General features: G+C 28.2%; 24 protein-coding genes, 1 pseudogene and 1 other annotated feature. Of the genes and pseudogenes, 24 read left to right on the plus strand and 1 reads right to left on the minus strand.

The window, feature by feature from the left end; all coding sequences use genetic code 11:
* Positions 1–30: 30 nt before the first annotated feature.
* The 20 genes and pseudogenes from rplT (at position 31) to BLS77_RS14100 (ending at position 13,245) form a co-directional block, all read left to right on the plus strand.
* A complete protein-coding gene (gene rplT, locus BLS77_RS14010; protein WP_089971157.1) occupies positions 31–390 on the plus strand; it encodes a 50S ribosomal protein L20 in 360 nt (119 codons plus the stop codon).
* 161 nt (positions 391–551) lie between these two features.
* Positions 552–890, plus strand: a complete 339-nt coding sequence (locus BLS77_RS14015; RefSeq protein ID WP_089971160.1) for a PadR family transcriptional regulator — start codon at positions 552–554, stop codon at positions 888–890.
* Entirely contained in the window at positions 883–1,422 is a 540-nt protein-coding gene (locus BLS77_RS14020; RefSeq protein ID WP_175490866.1) for a DUF2812 domain-containing protein, read from the plus strand. Before BLS77_RS14015 ends, BLS77_RS14020 begins: the two co-directional genes overlap by 8 nt.
* Positions 1,423–1,523: 101 nt before the next feature.
* Positions 1,524–2,417: an ABC transporter ATP-binding protein gene (locus BLS77_RS14025; RefSeq protein WP_089971168.1), complete on the plus strand. Its 894-nt coding sequence runs from the start codon at positions 1,524–1,526 to the stop codon at positions 2,415–2,417.
* A complete protein-coding gene (locus tag BLS77_RS14030; protein WP_089971171.1) occupies positions 2,417–3,739 on the plus strand; it encodes an ABC transporter permease in 1,323 nt (440 codons plus the stop codon). Before BLS77_RS14025 ends, BLS77_RS14030 begins: the two co-directional genes overlap by 1 nt.
* Before the next feature lie 212 nt (positions 3,740–3,951).
* The gene (locus BLS77_RS14035) at positions 3,952–4,368 is read left to right on the plus strand and encodes an MFS transporter (protein WP_089971174.1); all 417 of its coding nucleotides are present in this window, start codon (positions 3,952–3,954) and stop codon (positions 4,366–4,368) included.
* On the plus strand, positions 4,369–5,076 hold the full coding sequence (locus tag BLS77_RS14040) for an MFS transporter (protein ID WP_089971178.1): 708 nt from the start codon (positions 4,369–4,371) through the stop codon (positions 5,074–5,076).
* Positions 5,057–5,239, plus strand: a complete 183-nt coding sequence (locus tag BLS77_RS14045) for a hypothetical protein (RefSeq protein ID WP_089971182.1) — start codon at positions 5,057–5,059, stop codon at positions 5,237–5,239. Before BLS77_RS14040 ends, BLS77_RS14045 begins: the two co-directional genes overlap by 20 nt.
* A gap of 28 nt (positions 5,240–5,267) precedes the next feature.
* Positions 5,268–5,750, plus strand: a complete 483-nt coding sequence (locus tag BLS77_RS14050; RefSeq protein WP_089971187.1) for a GNAT family N-acetyltransferase — start codon at positions 5,268–5,270, stop codon at positions 5,748–5,750.
* A gap of 217 nt (positions 5,751–5,967) precedes the next feature.
* Positions 5,968–6,672: a hypothetical protein gene (locus tag BLS77_RS19950; RefSeq protein ID WP_089971190.1), complete on the plus strand. Its 705-nt coding sequence runs from the start codon at positions 5,968–5,970 to the stop codon at positions 6,670–6,672.
* A 150-nt stretch (positions 6,673–6,822) separates the two neighbouring features.
* Positions 6,823–7,656, plus strand: a complete 834-nt coding sequence (locus tag BLS77_RS14060; protein WP_089971193.1) for an alpha/beta fold hydrolase — start codon at positions 6,823–6,825, stop codon at positions 7,654–7,656.
* Positions 7,657–7,757: 101 nt separating this feature from the next.
* Positions 7,758–8,567: pseudogene (locus BLS77_RS14065) on the plus strand (ABC transporter ATP-binding protein).
* 107 nt (positions 8,568–8,674) lie between these two features.
* Positions 8,675–9,391 carry an ABC transporter permease gene (locus BLS77_RS14070; protein ID WP_089971468.1) on the plus strand — a complete coding sequence of 239 codons (717 nt, stop codon included), beginning with the start codon at positions 8,675–8,677 and terminating at the stop codon, positions 9,389–9,391.
* A 32-nt stretch (positions 9,392–9,423) separates the two neighbouring features.
* The gene (locus tag BLS77_RS14075; RefSeq protein ID WP_089971197.1) at positions 9,424–9,915 is read left to right on the plus strand and encodes a GNAT family N-acetyltransferase; all 492 of its coding nucleotides are present in this window, start codon (positions 9,424–9,426) and stop codon (positions 9,913–9,915) included.
* A gap of 53 nt (positions 9,916–9,968) precedes the next feature.
* Entirely contained in the window at positions 9,969–10,280 is a 312-nt protein-coding gene (locus tag BLS77_RS14080; protein ID WP_089971201.1) for a hypothetical protein, read from the plus strand.
* A gap of 87 nt (positions 10,281–10,367) precedes the next feature.
* The gene (locus BLS77_RS14085) at positions 10,368–11,141 is read left to right on the plus strand and encodes an MBL fold metallo-hydrolase (RefSeq protein WP_089971204.1); all 774 of its coding nucleotides are present in this window, start codon (positions 10,368–10,370) and stop codon (positions 11,139–11,141) included.
* Between the two features lie 116 nt (positions 11,142–11,257).
* Entirely contained in the window at positions 11,258–11,734 is a 477-nt protein-coding gene (locus BLS77_RS14090; RefSeq protein WP_089971206.1) for a GNAT family N-acetyltransferase, read from the plus strand.
* On the plus strand, positions 11,731–11,853 hold the full coding sequence (locus tag BLS77_RS20590) for a hypothetical protein (RefSeq protein ID WP_278336673.1): 123 nt from the start codon (positions 11,731–11,733) through the stop codon (positions 11,851–11,853). The genes BLS77_RS14090 and BLS77_RS20590 overlap by 4 nt, the downstream gene beginning before the upstream one ends.
* A 1-nt stretch (position 11,854) precedes the next feature.
* The gene (locus BLS77_RS14095) at positions 11,855–12,442 is read left to right on the plus strand and encodes a DUF6434 domain-containing protein (RefSeq protein WP_089971209.1); all 588 of its coding nucleotides are present in this window, start codon (positions 11,855–11,857) and stop codon (positions 12,440–12,442) included.
* An 86-nt stretch (positions 12,443–12,528) separates the two neighbouring features.
* Positions 12,529–13,245, plus strand: coding sequence for a glycerophosphodiester phosphodiesterase (locus BLS77_RS14100; protein ID WP_089971212.1), 717 nt, complete (start codon positions 12,529–12,531; stop codon positions 13,243–13,245).
* A gap of 109 nt (positions 13,246–13,354) precedes the next feature.
* On the opposite strand, the gene BLS77_RS14105 is transcribed toward BLS77_RS14100, so the two are convergent.
* Positions 13,355–13,777, minus strand: coding sequence for a zinc ribbon domain-containing protein (locus BLS77_RS14105; protein WP_089971215.1), 423 nt, complete (start codon positions 13,775–13,777; stop codon positions 13,355–13,357).
* Between the two features lie 151 nt (positions 13,778–13,928).
* Between BLS77_RS14105 and BLS77_RS14110 the strand changes: the two genes are divergently transcribed.
* The 4 genes from BLS77_RS14110 to BLS77_RS14125 all read left to right on the plus strand — a co-directional run bounded on the left by BLS77_RS14110 (position 13,929) and on the right by BLS77_RS14125 (position 16,722).
* A complete protein-coding gene (locus tag BLS77_RS14110) occupies positions 13,929–14,312 on the plus strand; it encodes a hypothetical protein (protein ID WP_089971218.1) in 384 nt (127 codons plus the stop codon).
* Positions 14,313–14,345: 33 nt separating this feature from the next.
* Positions 14,346–14,580, plus strand: a binding site (T-box leader).
* Positions 14,581–14,633: 53 nt separating this feature from the next.
* Positions 14,634–15,293 (plus strand): amino acid ABC transporter permease, encoded by a 660-nt coding sequence (locus tag BLS77_RS14115; RefSeq protein ID WP_089971221.1) that lies wholly within the window; start codon positions 14,634–14,636, stop codon positions 15,291–15,293.
* Positions 15,274–15,951, plus strand: a complete 678-nt coding sequence (locus BLS77_RS14120; RefSeq protein WP_089971224.1) for an amino acid ABC transporter permease — start codon at positions 15,274–15,276, stop codon at positions 15,949–15,951. The genes BLS77_RS14115 and BLS77_RS14120 overlap by 20 nt, the downstream gene beginning before the upstream one ends.
* A 24-nt stretch (positions 15,952–15,975) precedes the next feature.
* Complete coding sequence (locus tag BLS77_RS14125) at positions 15,976–16,722, plus strand: amino acid ABC transporter ATP-binding protein (RefSeq protein ID WP_089971227.1); 747 nt, start codon at positions 15,976–15,978, stop codon at positions 16,720–16,722.
* Positions 16,723–16,747: the final 25 nt, after the last annotated feature.

Below are 16,747 nucleotides of genomic sequence, written 5' to 3' on the forward strand. Positions count from 1 at the left end.
AATAGATATGTATATAGGAGGAATTGAAACATGGCAAGAGTTAAAAGAGCCGTCAACAGTCGTAAAAACCATAAAAAGGTTTTAAAAGCTGCAAAGGGTTATTATGGTGGAAAAAGCAGACTATTCAAAACTGCTAATGAATCAGTAATTAGAGCTTTAAGAAACGCATACGTGGGTAGAAGATTAAAGAAGAGAGATTTCAGAAGTTTATGGATAGCTAGAATAAACGCTGCTACAAGAATTAATGATCTTTCATACTCAAAATTCATGAACGGAATGAAGTTAGCTAATATAGATATCAACAGAAAAATGTTATCAGAAATAGCTATAAATGATCCAAAGGCATTTGCTGACTTAGTAGAAGTTGCAAAAAGCCACATAAGTAAATAACATATTAATGTCACCGAAAGGTGGCATTTTTTTGCGTTTGAAATTATTTATATATTTCCATAAAAAACTATGTACATATTTTCCAAAATAGGATATAATATTTTATAGATAGTATCGGAGTGCGATATAACGCATAACGATGTTGTGTGTGAGGTGATGTTATGTCAAAGGAAGCTATACAGTTTCTGCCATTAACTGAGACAACTTATTTAATTTTATGTTCGCTAAGTAGGCCTTTACATGGGTATGGCATTATGCAACAGGTTTCTGATGTTACAGAAGGAAGAATTCTACTTGCACCTGGAACTCTTTATGGTGCATTAAGTAAATTAAGCAAGGATAATTTAATTTCAACTGTGAGCTCAGTAATGAATGAGGATAAAAAGAAAAACTATATTTTAAGTACTTTAGGTAGTGAAGTAGTTAAATTAGAATTAGTGAGATTGGAGAAACTTTTAAGAGAGTCTAAAATATTATTGGGGGTAAATGAAAGTGAGTGATTTAAAAAGAGTTTTTAAATTATTTTATATTTTTGACATTCACAAAGAAGAAGAATGGCTAAATGAAATGGCAAATAAGGGGCTTCATTTTAAAAATGTAAAGTTCTTATGTTTATATACCTTTAAAAAGGATACATGTGAAGATGTAATATACAGAATAGATTTTAAAGAAAAAATATATGATATAGAGGAATATTACAAGCTTTATAGAGAATATGGATTTGAATATATAAGCAAGATGAGGTATTTTAACTACTTTAAATACACTGGTGAAAAAGAAAATTACAAGAGTGTAGAATTATATAATAATCCGACGGAAGAACTAAAATGGCTAAAAAAATATCATTATTTGATTTTAGGTTGCTTTGTGTTAGAACTTGTAATTCTAACAAATATGATTATAGGAAAGCTTAATGATAATTCTATATCTATTTTTCCAATATTGTTAATTGGATTAGTTTGTATATTAATTTTATTTACAACTACTAGACTAAAAAAGATCGTAAAAAAAACAGGCGAAGTAGAATACTAATAAAACAATTCAATAATGGATGTATTAAAATGTTAAATGGAAGTGCACTCTACATTGAATTGGATTAGTTTAAATATATTAATAAATGAGGGGGAGAAAAAATGGCTTTAACAGTTACAAATTTAAATAAAAATTACGGAGAAAATAAAGTTGTAGATAATTTAAGTTTTTCAATTGATAAACCAGGAGTTTTTGGGTTACTTGGAACTAATGGTGCAGGTAAAACAACTACTATCCGTATGATACTTGGAATGATTAATAAAGATGGGGGAACAGTTACGTGGAATGGAGAAAAGTACACTCCAAATACAGTTTCAACAGGGTATCTTGCAGAGGAACGTGGAATTTATGCTAAATTCTCAATTATAGATCAGTTGGTTTATTTTGGAGAACTTAAAGGGATGTCTAAAGCTGATGCTATAAAAAGTATTGATTATTGGCTTGAAAGATTAGAAGCAACGGAGTATAAAAATAAAAAAGCAGACCAACTATCAAAAGGAAATCAACAAAAAATACAATTTATTGCAGCTCTTATTTCTAATCCATCATTATTAATTTTAGATGAGCCATTAAGTGGATTAGATCCTGTTAATACTGATCTTTTTAAAGAAGTTATTAAAGAACAAATTAGTAAAGGAAAATATATTATAATGTCTAGTCATCAAATGAATACAATAGAAGAGTTTTGCGAAAATCTTCTAATATTAAATAAAGGAAAAACAATATTACAAGGTAATTTGAAAGAGATTAAAAAAGGCTATGGAAGAAACAGGTTATTAGTTAAATGTGATGAAGATATTAAACATTTAATAAAAGAATGTAATATGGAAATTGAAAGTGAAAATGCTGAGGAAATAAATTTAATGGTGAAAAGCCAAGAGGAAGTTAATAGGTTATTAAAAAGAATAACTGATGAAAATATATCTCTTGTAAAATTTGAATTAAGAGAGCCAAGTTTACATGAAATATTCATAGAAAAGGTTGGTGGACAATAATGGATTTGAGAAAATTTTGGAAAGTTGTTAAGTTTACAATAACGCAGCAAGTAAAAGGGAAATCTTTTAAAGTATCAACAATTATTATTTTATTAGCAGTAGCTATTATGACGTCTTTAGTTAATATTATTCCAGCTATACAAGACAAAAAAGCTAATAATAAAGAAATTGTTAATAGTGAAGAAACAGAATTTAAAATTAATACTGCATATTATAATGATAATTCAGGATTAAATATAGATATTTCAAATGATATTAAAAATTCTTTTAAAGATTTAGACCTTGTAAATACATCAGATAGTAAGGAAATTGCAAGCGAAAAGCTTAAAGATACTGAAGAAAATATGGTATATATTTTTGTATCTAAAGGTGAACTTGGATATTCAGTAGAACTTCTAAAGCCTGGTAATGATAAAATTGTAAAGGCTGATGCTAAAGTGCTAGTAGAGGCAGTTTCATCTTCTTTAGATGCTGGTAGATTAATAGGGGCAGGTGTAAACCCTGAAGCATTGCAAAATGTTATGGCACCGATTGGAACTGATATTTTAGAGGCTAAAGATGCAACAATTACAATGGAAGAAAGAATAATGAAGACTATATTACCAATGGTTGCGTGCTTTTTATTATTCTATATTATCTACTTTTATGGATATTGGGTTGCAAATTCAATAGTAGCAGAAAAAACATCAAGAGTAATGGAACTTTTGCTTACATCAACAAAAGCTATGGAACTTTTGGTAGGGAAATGTGTAGGAATGGGATTGTTAGCAATTTCACAATTTGCAACTATAATATTAACAGTGATTCTATCGTTAAAAATAAGTGGGCAACTTGCACAAAAATTAATTTTTGAGGGTGCAAAAGCTATAGATATTACAGGTATAATAGCTAAAATACCACTTATGCAAATGATAGCTGTTATAGTATTCTTTATACTAGGATATGTATTATATTCAATTTTAAATGCATTAGTTGGGGCTACGGTTAGTAAGTTAGAAGATTTACAGATGGCTATGATGCCTGTAACTTTAGTTGGTATATTTGGTTTTTACTTAGCGTATGCAGCGGTAATAGCACATGGTAGTAAAGCTGTTGCAACAGCAGCTGCATATATACCTTTTTCATCACCATTTTATATTCCATCAGCAATTTTAGCTGGTAATGCAGAAATGTCACAAATAATAATTGGATTAATAATATTAATAGTTACAATTGTGTTATTAATGTTATTTACAGTAAGAGTATATTCAGTAGTGATATTACACACCGGAAATAGAGTAAAAATAAAAGATTTAATATCAATTTTTACAAAAGAACAATAAGATATAAATTTAATAATATTTATATTATAAAAGAATATAATAAATATAAAATCTCTGGAACGTAATGTTCCGGAGATTTTTTCTGCGTATTAATATAATAGTAATCAGTGATTTTACTTTTGAAAAAATTGTAATAAATATTAAAAATAATGTTATAATTATTATATAATGTGAAATTAAGTAATAATTAAATTAATGATTGGGGTTAAATAATGAATTTTAAAATTTTAAAAGATAAAAACTTTTCACTTTTAATGTTTGGGAAAATAACATCACTAGTAGGTAGTTCAATGCAGACATTTGCATTATCCCTATTTGTCCTTGCAACAACAGGGTCAGCTACAAAATTTGCATCAATACTTGCAGTTACAATGATTCCACAGTTAATACTTGGGCCATTTGCAGGCGTTTTTGTTGATTGGTTTGATAGAAAGAAAATAATAATTAGCCTAGACATATTAAGTGGGGTGGTAGTATCAACTTTTGCAGTAATATATTTTATAACTGGACAAATGCCAATAGGATATATTTATATTTTAGCAATAACTCTTTCACTTATTTCAACACTATTTCAACCAACTATCCAAACAATTATTCCAACAATAACTAAAAAAGATGATTTAATATAAGTGAATTCAATAAATTCACTTATAATGTCTCTTGGAAATGTGTTAGCACCATTGCTTGCGGGGATACTTTATGGGCTAGTTGGATTAAAAATTATATTTGTTATAAATGCAATAAGTTTCTTTGTTTCAGCATTCTCAGAGTGCTTCCTAAAAATTCCGAAAACAAACAACATGAAAGAGGAACCATCGTTGAACTTGTTTTGGAAAGATTTTTCTGATGGAATAAAGTTTTCAGTAAAAAACAAATCTATTTTAGCAATAACAACTTTAGCTATGATGCTAAATTTTGCACTTGGGTCTTTTACAATAGGTACAGTATATATATGTAAAAGGATTTTAGTAGTTTCAGACTTTCAATTCGGATTAGCAGAATCCGTTGGTGTAGTAGCAATGATTATAGCAAGTTTTACAACGAGTTATTTGGGAAAAAAATATTCAGTAGGAAAGAATATTTATCAAAGCCTATTAGCAGTAGGAATAATAACTACACTTTTTTCAGTGGTAATCTTTGGTCCATTTAAAGATAGCTTTGCAAGTAACCTTCCACCATATAGTCTTCTTCTGGTAATAATATCTTTATTATGTTTATTTATTGGAATAGCAAATATATTTATAGGAACACTTTTTCAAAAAAATTGTACCACTAGATTACATGGGGAGGGTTGGAACAGTTTTAGGAACTATTTCTATGGCGGCAATACCTTTTAGTAGTATGATTTTTGGAATATTATTTGATATAATGCCAGCAACTATAATATTCCCGATATCAGGAATTATGGTTATAATACCGGTATTGTTATATAAAAAAGTTTTATTATCAGTAGAAACTGGAAAATGTGAAGATAAAGAAATAGAGGGGGTTATTGGGTAAGGAATTAAGCACTGTAAGGAGGAGTTTGATGATTGAAAATATTATATTTTCAAAAATTATAGTAGATGATTATGAAAAATTAACTGATATTATGACTAGGGCTTTTAATGAGGATACAAGTATGCATACAAAGCTAAAAGAAGATGGACCAAAAGGTTATAATGATGGAAGCTTAATTAAGAAATTAAATGAAAATATTAGAAATACTAGTATGAAAATACTTTATAAAAATGAAGTTGTAGGTGCTTATACAATTTATGAAGGGGATAATGAGACATTTTATTTAGATATGTTATTTATAGATCCTAATTATAAAAATAAAAGTTTAGGTAAGTTAACATGGCAACATGTTGAGGAGACTTATAGAACGGCTAAAAAATGGAACGTTGAAACACCTGAATACTCAAAGCGGAATCATTATTTTTATAGAGAAAAATGTGGATTTATATTAACTGGTGAAAAAATATATGAAGATGGAGAAAAATCATATGTTTTTGAAAAACAATTTTAATATCAGTTAAAAAATCGCAAACATTATTTCAAAAATACTTTATACCAATGCATCTAGATATTGTTCCAAGATTTAAAATTATTAACTCTAAAATATCTATGAGTGAACGGAGCAACCAAATAAAATTAGAGAAATTACTAACTAAATTGGTACATTTACAAAATGGAGAAATTTTCAATGTAAATGATAATTGAAAAAATATTATAAGGGGTAAATGATGATAGGTAGTATAATCTTAAAGTATATTTTGATTTCTATTTTAATTAGTCTTATTTTTGGAATAACTGTATTAACTAATAACATTACTAATAAAATTAACAGAGGTAAGTTGATAAATCCATATTCTTTTCAGTTAGGGAGTTTGTTGATTTTTATAGTAATTTGGTTTTTTAATAAATCTAAAATAGAAATATTTGAAGTAAGTAGGTTAGTTAATTGGGATAATATAGTACTTATGTTGATTACTATAATACCAACTTCGGTTATTGTATATTGGAAAAACACAGATAGAACAGAGAAACTATTTAGGTTAGTTGATTTCCTAGATGGAGCATCAATGGAGATACCACAAAGATTATTAGTTCAGAATATGTTTGTGATTTTAAATGTTAATACAATCATTTATGGTTCAATGACACTAGCAATAGTTTTGAATTCATTGATATGGGTACAATTTATTATTGTACAAGAATTCATATGTGGTAGAAAAGTCACAAAGAAAATAATGCCAGAAGTTATTGCATCAATTTGGTTTTCGATTTGGGTTGGGATTCTTTATAGTATATCAGGTAATATTATAGTTCCAATGATTGCACATGGATTAGAAAGAATGGTTGCTCACTGGCTAAAAGTAAACTTGAAAGAAGCTATAATAAAATGTCTCAAGAAAGCAAGGAATATTGTAAAACTAAAAAGGATTTGATTCAATCTATATTAAGCTAATGAGCAATATTAACTTTATCATTATAAAGTTAAGTCATATTATACATTAAAAAGTATATAAAATGAAAGGGGGATAGGTTTAGTGAGGGTTTGGTACTTATAATGCACTCTCTCTCACTAAAGATAAAGAATGGAATGTAGGATTAATAATATATCTATAAATTATGAAATAATAGGTGAAGGAAAGCCGATTATTATGTTGCATGGCTATTATGTAGACCACAGGGTAATGGTTGGATGTATGGAACCTATATTTAGCGATAAAGATAGATATAAAAGAATATATATTGACTTGCCAGGTATGGGCAAATCAGAGAGTGCAGAATGGATTAATAACTCTGATACTCTACTTGATATTGTAATTGGGTTTATCGAAAAAATCATTCCCAATGAAAATTTTCTACTTGCAAGTCAGTCATATGGGGGATATCTGGCAAGAGGAGTAATCTATAAAATGACAGATAGGGTAGATGGTGCTTTATTAATTTGTCCAGTTATAATAGCAGATTATAACAAACGAAATGTTCCTGAACATATTATTTTAGTAAAGGATAATAATTTATTATCTAAACTGACACCAGAGGATGCTGAAGATTTTAATTCTGGGGCAGTAGTTCAAAGTGAAAAAATCTATGAAAGATATCAAAATGAAATAATGGCAGGTGTAAAAATTGCAGATGGTAAGTTCTTACAAAACGTTCAACGAAATGGTTACGCTTTTTCCTTAGATGTAGATAAGTTAAATAATAAATTTGATAAACCTGTTCTTATATTGTTAGGGAGACAAGACAATTGTGTTGGTTATGAGGATGCTTGGAATATCTTATCAAACTTTCCTAGAGCAACTTTTGCTGTGATGGATAGATCAGGACATAGTTTGCAGATAGAACATGAAGAACTATTTAATTCATTAATTAATGAATGGCTTGTTAGGGTAATGAGTCATAATATTCGTATAAAATGAACTAATAACATATTATACAGTAAAAAGCGTATAAAATGAAAGTGGGATAGGTTTAGTGAGGGTTTGGTACTTATAATGCACTCTCTCACTAAAGATAAACTATGAAAGAAGTTGATGAATTAAAGTCTGCGTTATTACAAGTGAAAAATATTGTGAAGATCTATGGGGATAATACCGTTCTTAAGGGAGTTAGTTTTACTGTGGAAAATGGGGAAATCTTTGCTCTTCTCGGGGTGAATGGAGCTGGTAAGACAACTATATTATCTTGTATAGAAGGTATTCTAAAATATGATTCGGGAGAAATTTCTATTATGGGACACTTTCCTAGTAGTAGAGAAGTTAGAAAGAATATAGGGGTGCAATTAGAGTCTACATCATTAAATAATAATATAACTGTATTAGAAGCCTTAAAGCTTTTTTAAAAATGGAACAAGGTTAAGGTGAATTTGGAATTACTAAATACATTTGGACTTATTAGTATAAAAAATAAGCAGTATGAGCAATTATCAACAGGGCAAAAACGAAGATTACATTTAGCGTTAGCTCTAGTAAATGACCCTAAGGTGATTTTCTTAGATGAGCCAACAGCAGGATTAGATGTTGAGGGTAGAATAGCCCTGCATCAAGCTATTAGAGATTTAAAGAAACAAGGTAAGACCATTATTCTGGCTAGTCATGATATGGCAGAAGTAGAAGCTTTATGTGATAGAATAGCTATTTTAAAGGGTGGGACAATTGTATTTACAGGTACTACTGAAGAAATAACATCAATTTATAATAATGTGGTCAACATTTATGTTAAAACATTAAAGCCAATTAGTAATAGTTCTTTTAAATATATAAAATTAATAAATGAAGAAAGTGATTATAGTATTTATTCCACATCTAATGTACAAGAAGGGTTATTTTAACTTTTGGAAAATATTAAAGGTAATGATAATAATATTATTGATATTAAAATAGAACGTCCAACCTTAGAGGATAAATTTATGGAAATATCACAGGAGGTAAAATGTTAATGGAAGCATTTATGTATAATGTGGGGTTACAATGGAAATTAGATTTTAGAAATAAGGGAATTTTACTTGTATATTATATAATACCATTAGTATTTTTTCTATTTATGGGAGGGGTATTTTCTTCAATTAATCCGGAGTCAAAAAATACATTAATTCAGTCAATGAGCATATTTACAGTTACTATGGCAGCAGTGATGGGATCACCAACGCCACTAATAAACCTTTATAGAAGTGAGACAAAGAAGGTATATAAAGTTGGAAACATTCCATTATGGGTAGCAGCAGTAAGTAACTTTATATCAGCATTTATCCATATATCTATAAGTTTCATAATAATATTTGCAATTGCTCCAATTATATTTAAAGCTAAGATTTCAGATAATGTGCTAGTATATTTTATCTTACTAGTCCTTTGTATAATTACTTCATTATTAATTGGAACAATTTTAGGGTTATTAATTAAAAATACATCAAAGTTAACAATGATTTCACAACTTGTATTTCTGCCATCAATAATGTTATCAGGAATTATGTTTGATTCGGCACTTTTACCAAAGGTTTTCCAAAAAGTTAGTGAAATATTACCTGCTACACAATCAATGAAACTAATGACTAGTAGCTATATTGATTTTAAATTAATGTTACCTATTATTTTAATAACCATTGCACTTATTATAGTAACCGGGATACTGTTAAGAAAGATTTCTGTAGAATAATATATATTTTGTGGAGGAGGAAAGAATTTGATATGTTAAAGTTTGAGTTATTAGAAGAGAAGGATATAGAAATATTAACACCAATTATGGAGAAATCTTTTGATGAAGATGCAAGAATACATCTTAATGAGCCAAAAGGTGGACCACCAGGGTATGATAATGGTGATTTTCTGCGAGAATATGGATTAAGTAAAGAGGCTACTTCATACAAAATATCATTAGAGGGAACGGCAATAGGTTGTGTAATATTATGGATAAATAACGAAACTAAAATTAATTTCTTAGGTAATATTTTTATTGATGTAAGTCTTCAAAATAAGGGGCTTGGAAAAAGAGTTTGGAGATTTATAGAAGAAGAATATCCAAATACAATTAAATGGTGTACAGATACTCCAGGTTTCTCAAAAAGGAACCATAATTTTTATGTGAATAAGTGTGGATTTCATATTGTAAGAATTGAAAATCCTATGGATAAATATGAATGTAGTTATATTATGGAGAAGGAAATTAATCTGAAATATTAAAAAAATATGGTTAATAAATAGTTTAAGGTACACGGTATATAGGAGTGATTATAATGAAAAATAAAGGATATCTAATATTTGGAGTTTCGTTAAGCATAGTATCCTTAATATTAGTATTTATAGGAGCTATATTAAATATAGTAGTATGTATTATAAGCTTGATTTGTCTTTTTATTGGGATATTAATAGTTATGCATTGGAGTACTAGTGGTTATATGTGGGTCTGTGACAAGTGTGGAGAAAAATTTAGAATAACACTAAAAGAAAATATTATAGGGGTTAATTCTGGAGTGAATTATAAAAATTTATATTGTCCTAAATGTAATAAGAAAACCATGTGTAAGGGGATAGTATATAAGAATTAATAAAAAATACTAGGATAGATAGTATGTTGATTTAAAAAAATTATCTGAATGATATTAATTATAATGTAGAATAGGCGGAGAGTAGAGATGTATAATTGGTTTACTATTGAAAAAATTGATGATATGACATTTGCCATAAGTGAATATGGACATTGGGAAAAAGTACACTCCTATCTTTTAATTGGAACTAAATATGCACTTTTAATAGACACTGGGTTAGGTATAGGAAATATAAAAAATGAAGTTGATAAATTAACTAGTCTACCAGTTAAAGTCATTACTACTCATTGTCACTGGGATCATATAGGCGGGCATAAATATTTTAAAGATATTTATATACATGAGGATGATGCAGAATGGCTTAAAAGAGGGCTGCCAATACCAATTGAAGTAATAAGAAATAGCATAGTTAAGGAGCCGTTTAGTAAAGAAACACCTAAAAAGTTTGATATAAAAAAATATACCGTTTATAAAGATGAATCAACGAAAATATTGAAGGATAATTATATTATAGATATTGGTTCAAGAAAAGTAAGAGTATTACATACACCAGGACATTCACCAGGGCATATTTGTCTCTTTGAGGAAGAAAAAGGTTACTTATATACTGGGGATTTAATATATCTAGGAACACTTTATATATTTTATCCAAGTACGAATCCTATAGAATTTAAAAAATCTATTGAGAAAATATGTTGCTTGAATAATATAACAAAAATTTTACCAGGTCATAATGAGTTAGACTTAAAGTTAGATATTATAAGGCAAATTCAAAATTCGTTTATATTAATAGAAAAAAATAATTTATTAGAACATGGCAGTGGAACTTTTGATTTTGGAGATTTCAAAATACAACTATAGATGATATAGCTATATAATAGTTTGTTAAATGAGTAAAATAGAGTATCGATTGATAATATATATAGTTGAAGATTTAGTTATAATGTACATGAAATAATGGTTGGGGGAATAAACTTATGAATATATCTTTAGTAAAAGCAAAGTTAAAGGACTCAGAAGTTATCCATAAGATGCAAATTGAATCATTTAGTACATTATTGAATAAATATGAGGATTTTGAGACTAACCCTGGAAATGAACCATTAGAAAAAATAATTAATAGAATAAAACAGCCTTTTACAGATTACTATATTGTTAATTGCGATAATATATCTATTGGGTGTATTAGAATAGTTAAAATGGATAATAAGCACTATCGTATCAGTCCTATTTTTATATTGCCAGAATATCAAGGAAGAGGAGTTGCTCAAAAGGTTTTTAATATGGTTGAAGAGATATATTATTATACAAAAATATGGGGATTAGATACAATATTACAGGAAGAGGGAAATTGTTATTTGTATGAGAAGGTAGGTTATAAAAAAACTGGAGAAACTAAAGTTATAAATGATAAACTTACATTAGTATTTTATGAAAAGGACATTCTTATATGAAAAAATCAAAGATATTGGTCTATGATTGTATTATTTTAGTTGCTTATGGGGTAACAATTGAATATGTTATACAAAAAACAAGGGCTAATAAAGATAAAAAACGACAAAAGGATGGATAAAATGAGAACTAGACCTATATTAAGCAGTGAGTTAGATGGCGAGACATTTAAATCATATTATTATTTAAAAGAAGAGTTGCTGTTGTTTTGTAAACAAGTAGGACTGCAATCAACTGGAGGGAAAGAGTCATTAACAGAACGAATTTATTGCTTTTTGGATACTGGTAAAAAATTAAGGGTTACAAATAATAAGAAAGTAACAGTTGATATTGGTAAAATCACATTGGAGAGTGTTATTGAAGAAAATTTTGTGTGTTCAGAGAAACATAGAGCTTTCTTTAAAGAGGTTATTGGAAGTGGATTTTCATTTAATGTGATATTTCAAAAATGGTTAAAATCTAATACAGGAAAAACATATTCAAGAGCTGTGGATGCCTACTATAATATACAAGAGAAAAAGAAAGTAGCGGCAACAAAAATTGACAGTCAATTTGAATATAACACTTATATTAGAGATTTTTTTAATGATAATAAAGGAAAGTTATTAGCAGATGCTATTAAATGTTGGAAATATAAAAAAGGGTTACAAGGGCATAATAGATATGAGAGAAAAGATTTATTAGTATTGGATTTAGACATTATAAAATAAATAATCAAGGATAATAGGCTGCTATTTATTTTATGATGCCTTAGGTTAGTGATATAGAAATAAATAGATATATAGGAGGATTTCTAATGATAGTTTTTGCACATAGAGGGGCAAGTTCAGATTATCCTGAAAACACAATTTTAGCTTTTGAAAAAGCAATAGAAATAGGGGCTACTGGTTTAGAACTAGATGTTCACAAAAGTCGCGATAATAAATTAGTTATAATTCATGATGAGGACATTGAACGTACTTTTAAGGGAAAAGGACAAGTTTGTGATTTTACATTAAAAGAGCTTAGAAAATTTAAAAATAGAAAAGTTATGTTTAGTGAAAATAATAAATGTGAAATTCCAACATTAGAAGAGGTGCTTGACTTAATTAAGAATGAAGTAGAAATAGTACTTAATATAGAGTTGAAAACAGATGTTATTAGCTATAGTGAAATTGAAAATGATGTAATAAAATTAGTAGAAAAATATAATATGGAGAATAGGATTATATTATCTAGTTTTAATCATGAATCAATTAGAAAGTGTAAACAAATAAATCATAATATAAAAACTGGAATGTTATATTATGAGGTTTGTGATGCAATAAAAATGGCGAAAAAAATTAATGCAGACGCAATTCATCCAAATGCACAATTAGTTACAAAAGAACTTATTGAGGAATGTCATAAAAACAACATAAAAGTTAACTCATATACTGTTAATTCACCTATTGCTATGAGAAAGTTTGTGGAGTGGAACATAGATGGCATGTTTACAGATTCTCCAGAACTTTTACTAGAAGTTGTAGAATAAATCTAAATAAACAAATAAAGCACTAGTAGAACTTAATTATACCTAAGTATTAGGGTGGTTATTTTATACTAGTGCTTTTATTAGTTCTCTAATGTTTTTTTTGAGTTCCCTAAGTTCTTGAATCAAATTTATTAGAACATTTTTTACATGTTACTACAATCTTTCCTCTTTTCCTTGGTAATCTTAGTTTCTGCTTACAGCTTGGACATTTGATTATTTTATATTTCCTCTTTTGAGCCATAGAAAGTTTAATTTGATTAATAGCTACTGATAAACTATTTAAATCTAGGTTTGGTACAGAACTAGGTAATTTTTTTCCAAATTTACCTAAAAGTTTATTTGCATAGCTAGTAAATTTATTAAGTTCCATTTTTCTTCTATAAATATCTTTAGAAAAAGCTCTATAAATAGCGAAAAATAAAAGTGCTAATCCTAGATATTTAGTAAAATCCCAAATGCTAAATATACTACTTAGCAATATTAGGAAAACTGAAAACATATCAAAACCATATGTGTTTTTAAAGAAATTCATATTATCACTCCTCATCTATTCATCTTTGTGTTTAATAATATTATAACGGACAATTAAGAAAGTGTATAGAAGATAAATATTAATTGTTTATGTCAACTTTTTTGTAAATAAGCATAGGATAAATAAAGAAATAAAAGTAGGTGATAAAATATTGGGTATAAAAGAAATGATGATAAAAAGATTTTTAAGATTCAAAATAATTAGAGATCTCCCAGGTCAATTAGTAATAAGGTTTGACAATAATACAAACATACAAAGTGAGGGTGAACAGTATGAAAGTCTATTAGTTAAAGGGGTAAAACTATTAGATGGAATAAATGATTTGCAGTTTGACTATAGTAGAAATCTCATTGGCATAAGCTATGATATAAAAAAATTACAAACAAAAAAGGTATTAGCTTGGATACAAATTATAATGGATACGCTAGTAGACAATTTTAGTTTTATAAAAGATAATTGGGAAAGAAATTCAAACGTAGTTGTGAATAAAATTGAAAGTCAATTAAAAACTAAGAAACAAAACCTGTATAAATAGATTGACAGATATATGAAATTAAGATATTATAAAATAAATACATTGAAGAAGGAAAGTAATTATTGTTTAAGATTACAGAGAAGAAGATTAGCTGAGAGCTTCTATCAAGAATATTAATGAAGTGCCCTTTGGAGTAGGATGTTCGAAATTTTTAGTAGAGCATTTGCGGATCGCCGCTTACAGCGAAATGGTATGTTTGTACCAATATTCAATGGGATAATTTTATCCCGCATAGAGTGGAATAACGAAGTTTAGCTTTGTCTCTTTTAATAGAGGCAGAGCTTTTTTTATTTACACAAATTTCAAAAGAGGAGTGAGAGCATGGATTGGAGTTTTATTATTAAAAATGTACCTATATATATTGAGGCAACTATTTTAACGCTAACATTAGCAGCCCTTGGAATAATATTGTCAATAGTTATTGGGGTAATATGCAGTAATATAATTTATTTTAAAGTTAGGGTTTTGGGAGTGTTAGCAAAGGGATATATAGAAGTTTCAAGAAATACGCCATTATTAATTCAATTATTCTTTTTATATTATGGGTTAACTAAGCTTGGAGTGAAAATTACAGGATTTACCTGTGGAGTTATAGGACTATCATTTTTAGGCGGAAGTTATATGGCAGAAAGTTTTAGGGGAGGGCTTGAGGCAGTACCTAAATCACAAATAGAATCAGGGATAAGTTTAGGATTATCAAAGTTTCAAGTTTTTAGATATATAATAATTCCACAAGCTTTTTCAATAGCAATACCTTCAATAGGAGCAAATTGTTTATTTTTGTTAAAAGAAACTTCCATAGTTGGTGCTATAGCAATAGCAGATTTAATGTTTGTAGCTAAGGATTTAATAGGAATGTATTATAAAACAAAAGAAGCTCTATTTATGCTAGTTATTGCATATTTAATAATTTTATTGCCAATGTCTATATTAATAACTTGGATAGAGAGGAGGTCAAGAAATGCTGAATACGGATTATAGAGTTATATTTGAAGGAAATAATTTAATGAGATTACTTGAAGGGTTATTTGTAACAGCGAGAATAGCTTTTATATCAGTAATAATTGCTTGTATTTTAGGCTTAGTATTTGGAGTAGTAATGACATCAAAATCTAAAGTAGTTAAGATTATTTCAAAAATATACCTAGAAACAATTAGAATAATACCAATTTTAGTTTGGTTATTTATAGTTTACTTTGGAGTTGCTAGTGCTTTTAATCTTAATTTAAATGGCGAGGTAGTTTCTATAGTAGTATTCTCTCTATGGGGAATAGCTGAAATGGGAGATATAGTTAGAGGTGCAATAACATCAATACCAAAACACCAAGAAGAAGCAGCTCTTGCACTTGGATTAAATAAAATTAATATTTATATATATGTGTTAATACCACAAGCGGTTAGACGGATTATTCCAGGGGGCATTAATTTAGCTACTAGAATGATAAAGACAACTTCATTAGTAGTATTAATTGGAGTTGTAGAAGTAGTTAAAGTTGGTCAACAAATAATAGAGGTTTCATTATTAAAAGCACCAACAGCATCATTTTGGGTATATGGATTTATATTTATACTTTACTTTATAATATGTTATCCACTTTCGGCTTTATCTAGAAAACTAGAGCAAAAGTGGGTAGGGTAATTAGCAAAATTGGGAGGAATAGTTATGGAAAACGAGATTTTATTAAAAATAGATAATTTGAAAAAAAATTACGATAATATTACAGCTTTAGAAGATATTAATTTAGAAGTTCATAAAGGAGAGGTTTTAGTAATACTTGGACCTTCAGGTTGTGGTAAAAGTACCTTTTTAAGATGCTTAAATGGTTTAGAAGAAATAAAGGAAGGAACTATAACTTTTGGAAACAAAGGAATAATAGGAAAAGATGTTAAATGGGAAGAGGTTAGAGGGGAAATAGGAATGGTATTTCAAAGCTATGAATTATTTCCACATATGAATGTTATAGATAATATTTTACTTGGGCCTATGAAAGCTCAAAAGAGAGATAAAAAAGAAGTAGAAAAGCAAGGCGAGGAGCTATTAAAAAGAATAGGACTAGAAGATAGAAAAAAATCTTTTCCAAGACAATTATCTGGAGGACAAAAACAAAGAATAGCTATAGTACGAGCCTTGTGTATGAACCCTAAGGTAATGTTGTTTGATGAAATTACAGCAGCCTTAGATCCGGAAATGGTAAGAGAAGTATTAGATGTAATGCTTGAACTTGCAAAGAATGGTATGACTATGATTATAGTTACTCATGAAATGCAATTTGCTAAAGAAGTAGCAGATAGAATTGTATTTATGGATAAAGGGAAAATATGCGAAATATCAAATCCAAATGAGTTTTTTGAAAATCCAAAATCAGAAAGAGCAAAACAATTTCTAAATATATTTAAATATAAGGTATAAAATAAGTAAATACAATCCGTCTAGA

The organism is Clostridium gasigenes, assembly GCF_900104115.1.
Classification (GTDB): domain Bacteria; phylum Bacillota; class Clostridia; order Clostridiales; family Clostridiaceae; genus Clostridium; species Clostridium gasigenes.

What these genes read in the sequence shown, in the direction of transcription:
- rplT (WP_089971157.1), top strand. Translation starts at nt 31, where the DNA reads ATGGCAAGAGTTAAAAGAGCCGTCAACAGTCGTAAAAACCATAAAAAG.
- BLS77_RS14015 (WP_089971160.1), top strand. Translation starts at nt 552, where the DNA reads ATGTCAAAGGAAGCTATACAGTTTCTGCCATTAACTGAGACAACTTAT.
- BLS77_RS14025 (WP_089971168.1), top strand. Translation starts at nt 1,524, where the DNA reads ATGGCTTTAACAGTTACAAATTTAAATAAAAATTACGGAGAAAATAAA.
- BLS77_RS14030 (WP_089971171.1), top strand. Translation starts at nt 2,417, where the DNA reads ATGGATTTGAGAAAATTTTGGAAAGTTGTTAAGTTTACAATAACGCAG.
- BLS77_RS14035 (WP_089971174.1), top strand. Translation starts at nt 3,952, where the DNA reads ATGAATTTTAAAATTTTAAAAGATAAAAACTTTTCACTTTTAATGTTT.
- BLS77_RS14045 (WP_089971182.1), top strand. Translation starts at nt 5,057, where the DNA reads ATGGCGGCAATACCTTTTAGTAGTATGATTTTTGGAATATTATTTGAT.
- BLS77_RS14050 (WP_089971187.1), top strand. Translation starts at nt 5,268, where the DNA reads ATGATTGAAAATATTATATTTTCAAAAATTATAGTAGATGATTATGAA.
- BLS77_RS19950 (WP_089971190.1), top strand. Translation starts at nt 5,968, where the DNA reads ATGATAGGTAGTATAATCTTAAAGTATATTTTGATTTCTATTTTAATT.
- BLS77_RS14060 (WP_089971193.1), top strand. Translation starts at nt 6,823, where the DNA reads ATGGAATGTAGGATTAATAATATATCTATAAATTATGAAATAATAGGT.
- BLS77_RS14070 (WP_089971468.1), top strand. Translation starts at nt 8,675, where the DNA reads ATGGAAGCATTTATGTATAATGTGGGGTTACAATGGAAATTAGATTTT.
- BLS77_RS14075 (WP_089971197.1), top strand. Translation starts at nt 9,424, where the DNA reads ATGTTAAAGTTTGAGTTATTAGAAGAGAAGGATATAGAAATATTAACA.
- BLS77_RS14080 (WP_089971201.1), top strand. Translation starts at nt 9,969, where the DNA reads ATGAAAAATAAAGGATATCTAATATTTGGAGTTTCGTTAAGCATAGTA.
- BLS77_RS14085 (WP_089971204.1), top strand. Translation starts at nt 10,368, where the DNA reads ATGTATAATTGGTTTACTATTGAAAAAATTGATGATATGACATTTGCC.
- BLS77_RS14090 (WP_089971206.1), top strand. Translation starts at nt 11,258, where the DNA reads ATGAATATATCTTTAGTAAAAGCAAAGTTAAAGGACTCAGAAGTTATC.
- BLS77_RS20590 (WP_278336673.1), top strand. Translation starts at nt 11,731, where the DNA reads ATGAAAAAATCAAAGATATTGGTCTATGATTGTATTATTTTAGTTGCT.
- BLS77_RS14095 (WP_089971209.1), top strand. Translation starts at nt 11,855, where the DNA reads ATGAGAACTAGACCTATATTAAGCAGTGAGTTAGATGGCGAGACATTT.
- BLS77_RS14100 (WP_089971212.1), top strand. Translation starts at nt 12,529, where the DNA reads ATGATAGTTTTTGCACATAGAGGGGCAAGTTCAGATTATCCTGAAAAC.
- BLS77_RS14105 (WP_089971215.1), bottom strand. Translation starts at nt 13,777, where the DNA reads ATGAATTTCTTTAAAAACACATATGGTTTTGATATGTTTTCAGTTTTC.
- BLS77_RS14115 (WP_089971221.1), top strand. Translation starts at nt 14,634, where the DNA reads ATGGATTGGAGTTTTATTATTAAAAATGTACCTATATATATTGAGGCA.
- BLS77_RS14120 (WP_089971224.1), top strand. Translation starts at nt 15,274, where the DNA reads ATGCTGAATACGGATTATAGAGTTATATTTGAAGGAAATAATTTAATG.
- BLS77_RS14125 (WP_089971227.1), top strand. Translation starts at nt 15,976, where the DNA reads ATGGAAAACGAGATTTTATTAAAAATAGATAATTTGAAAAAAAATTAC.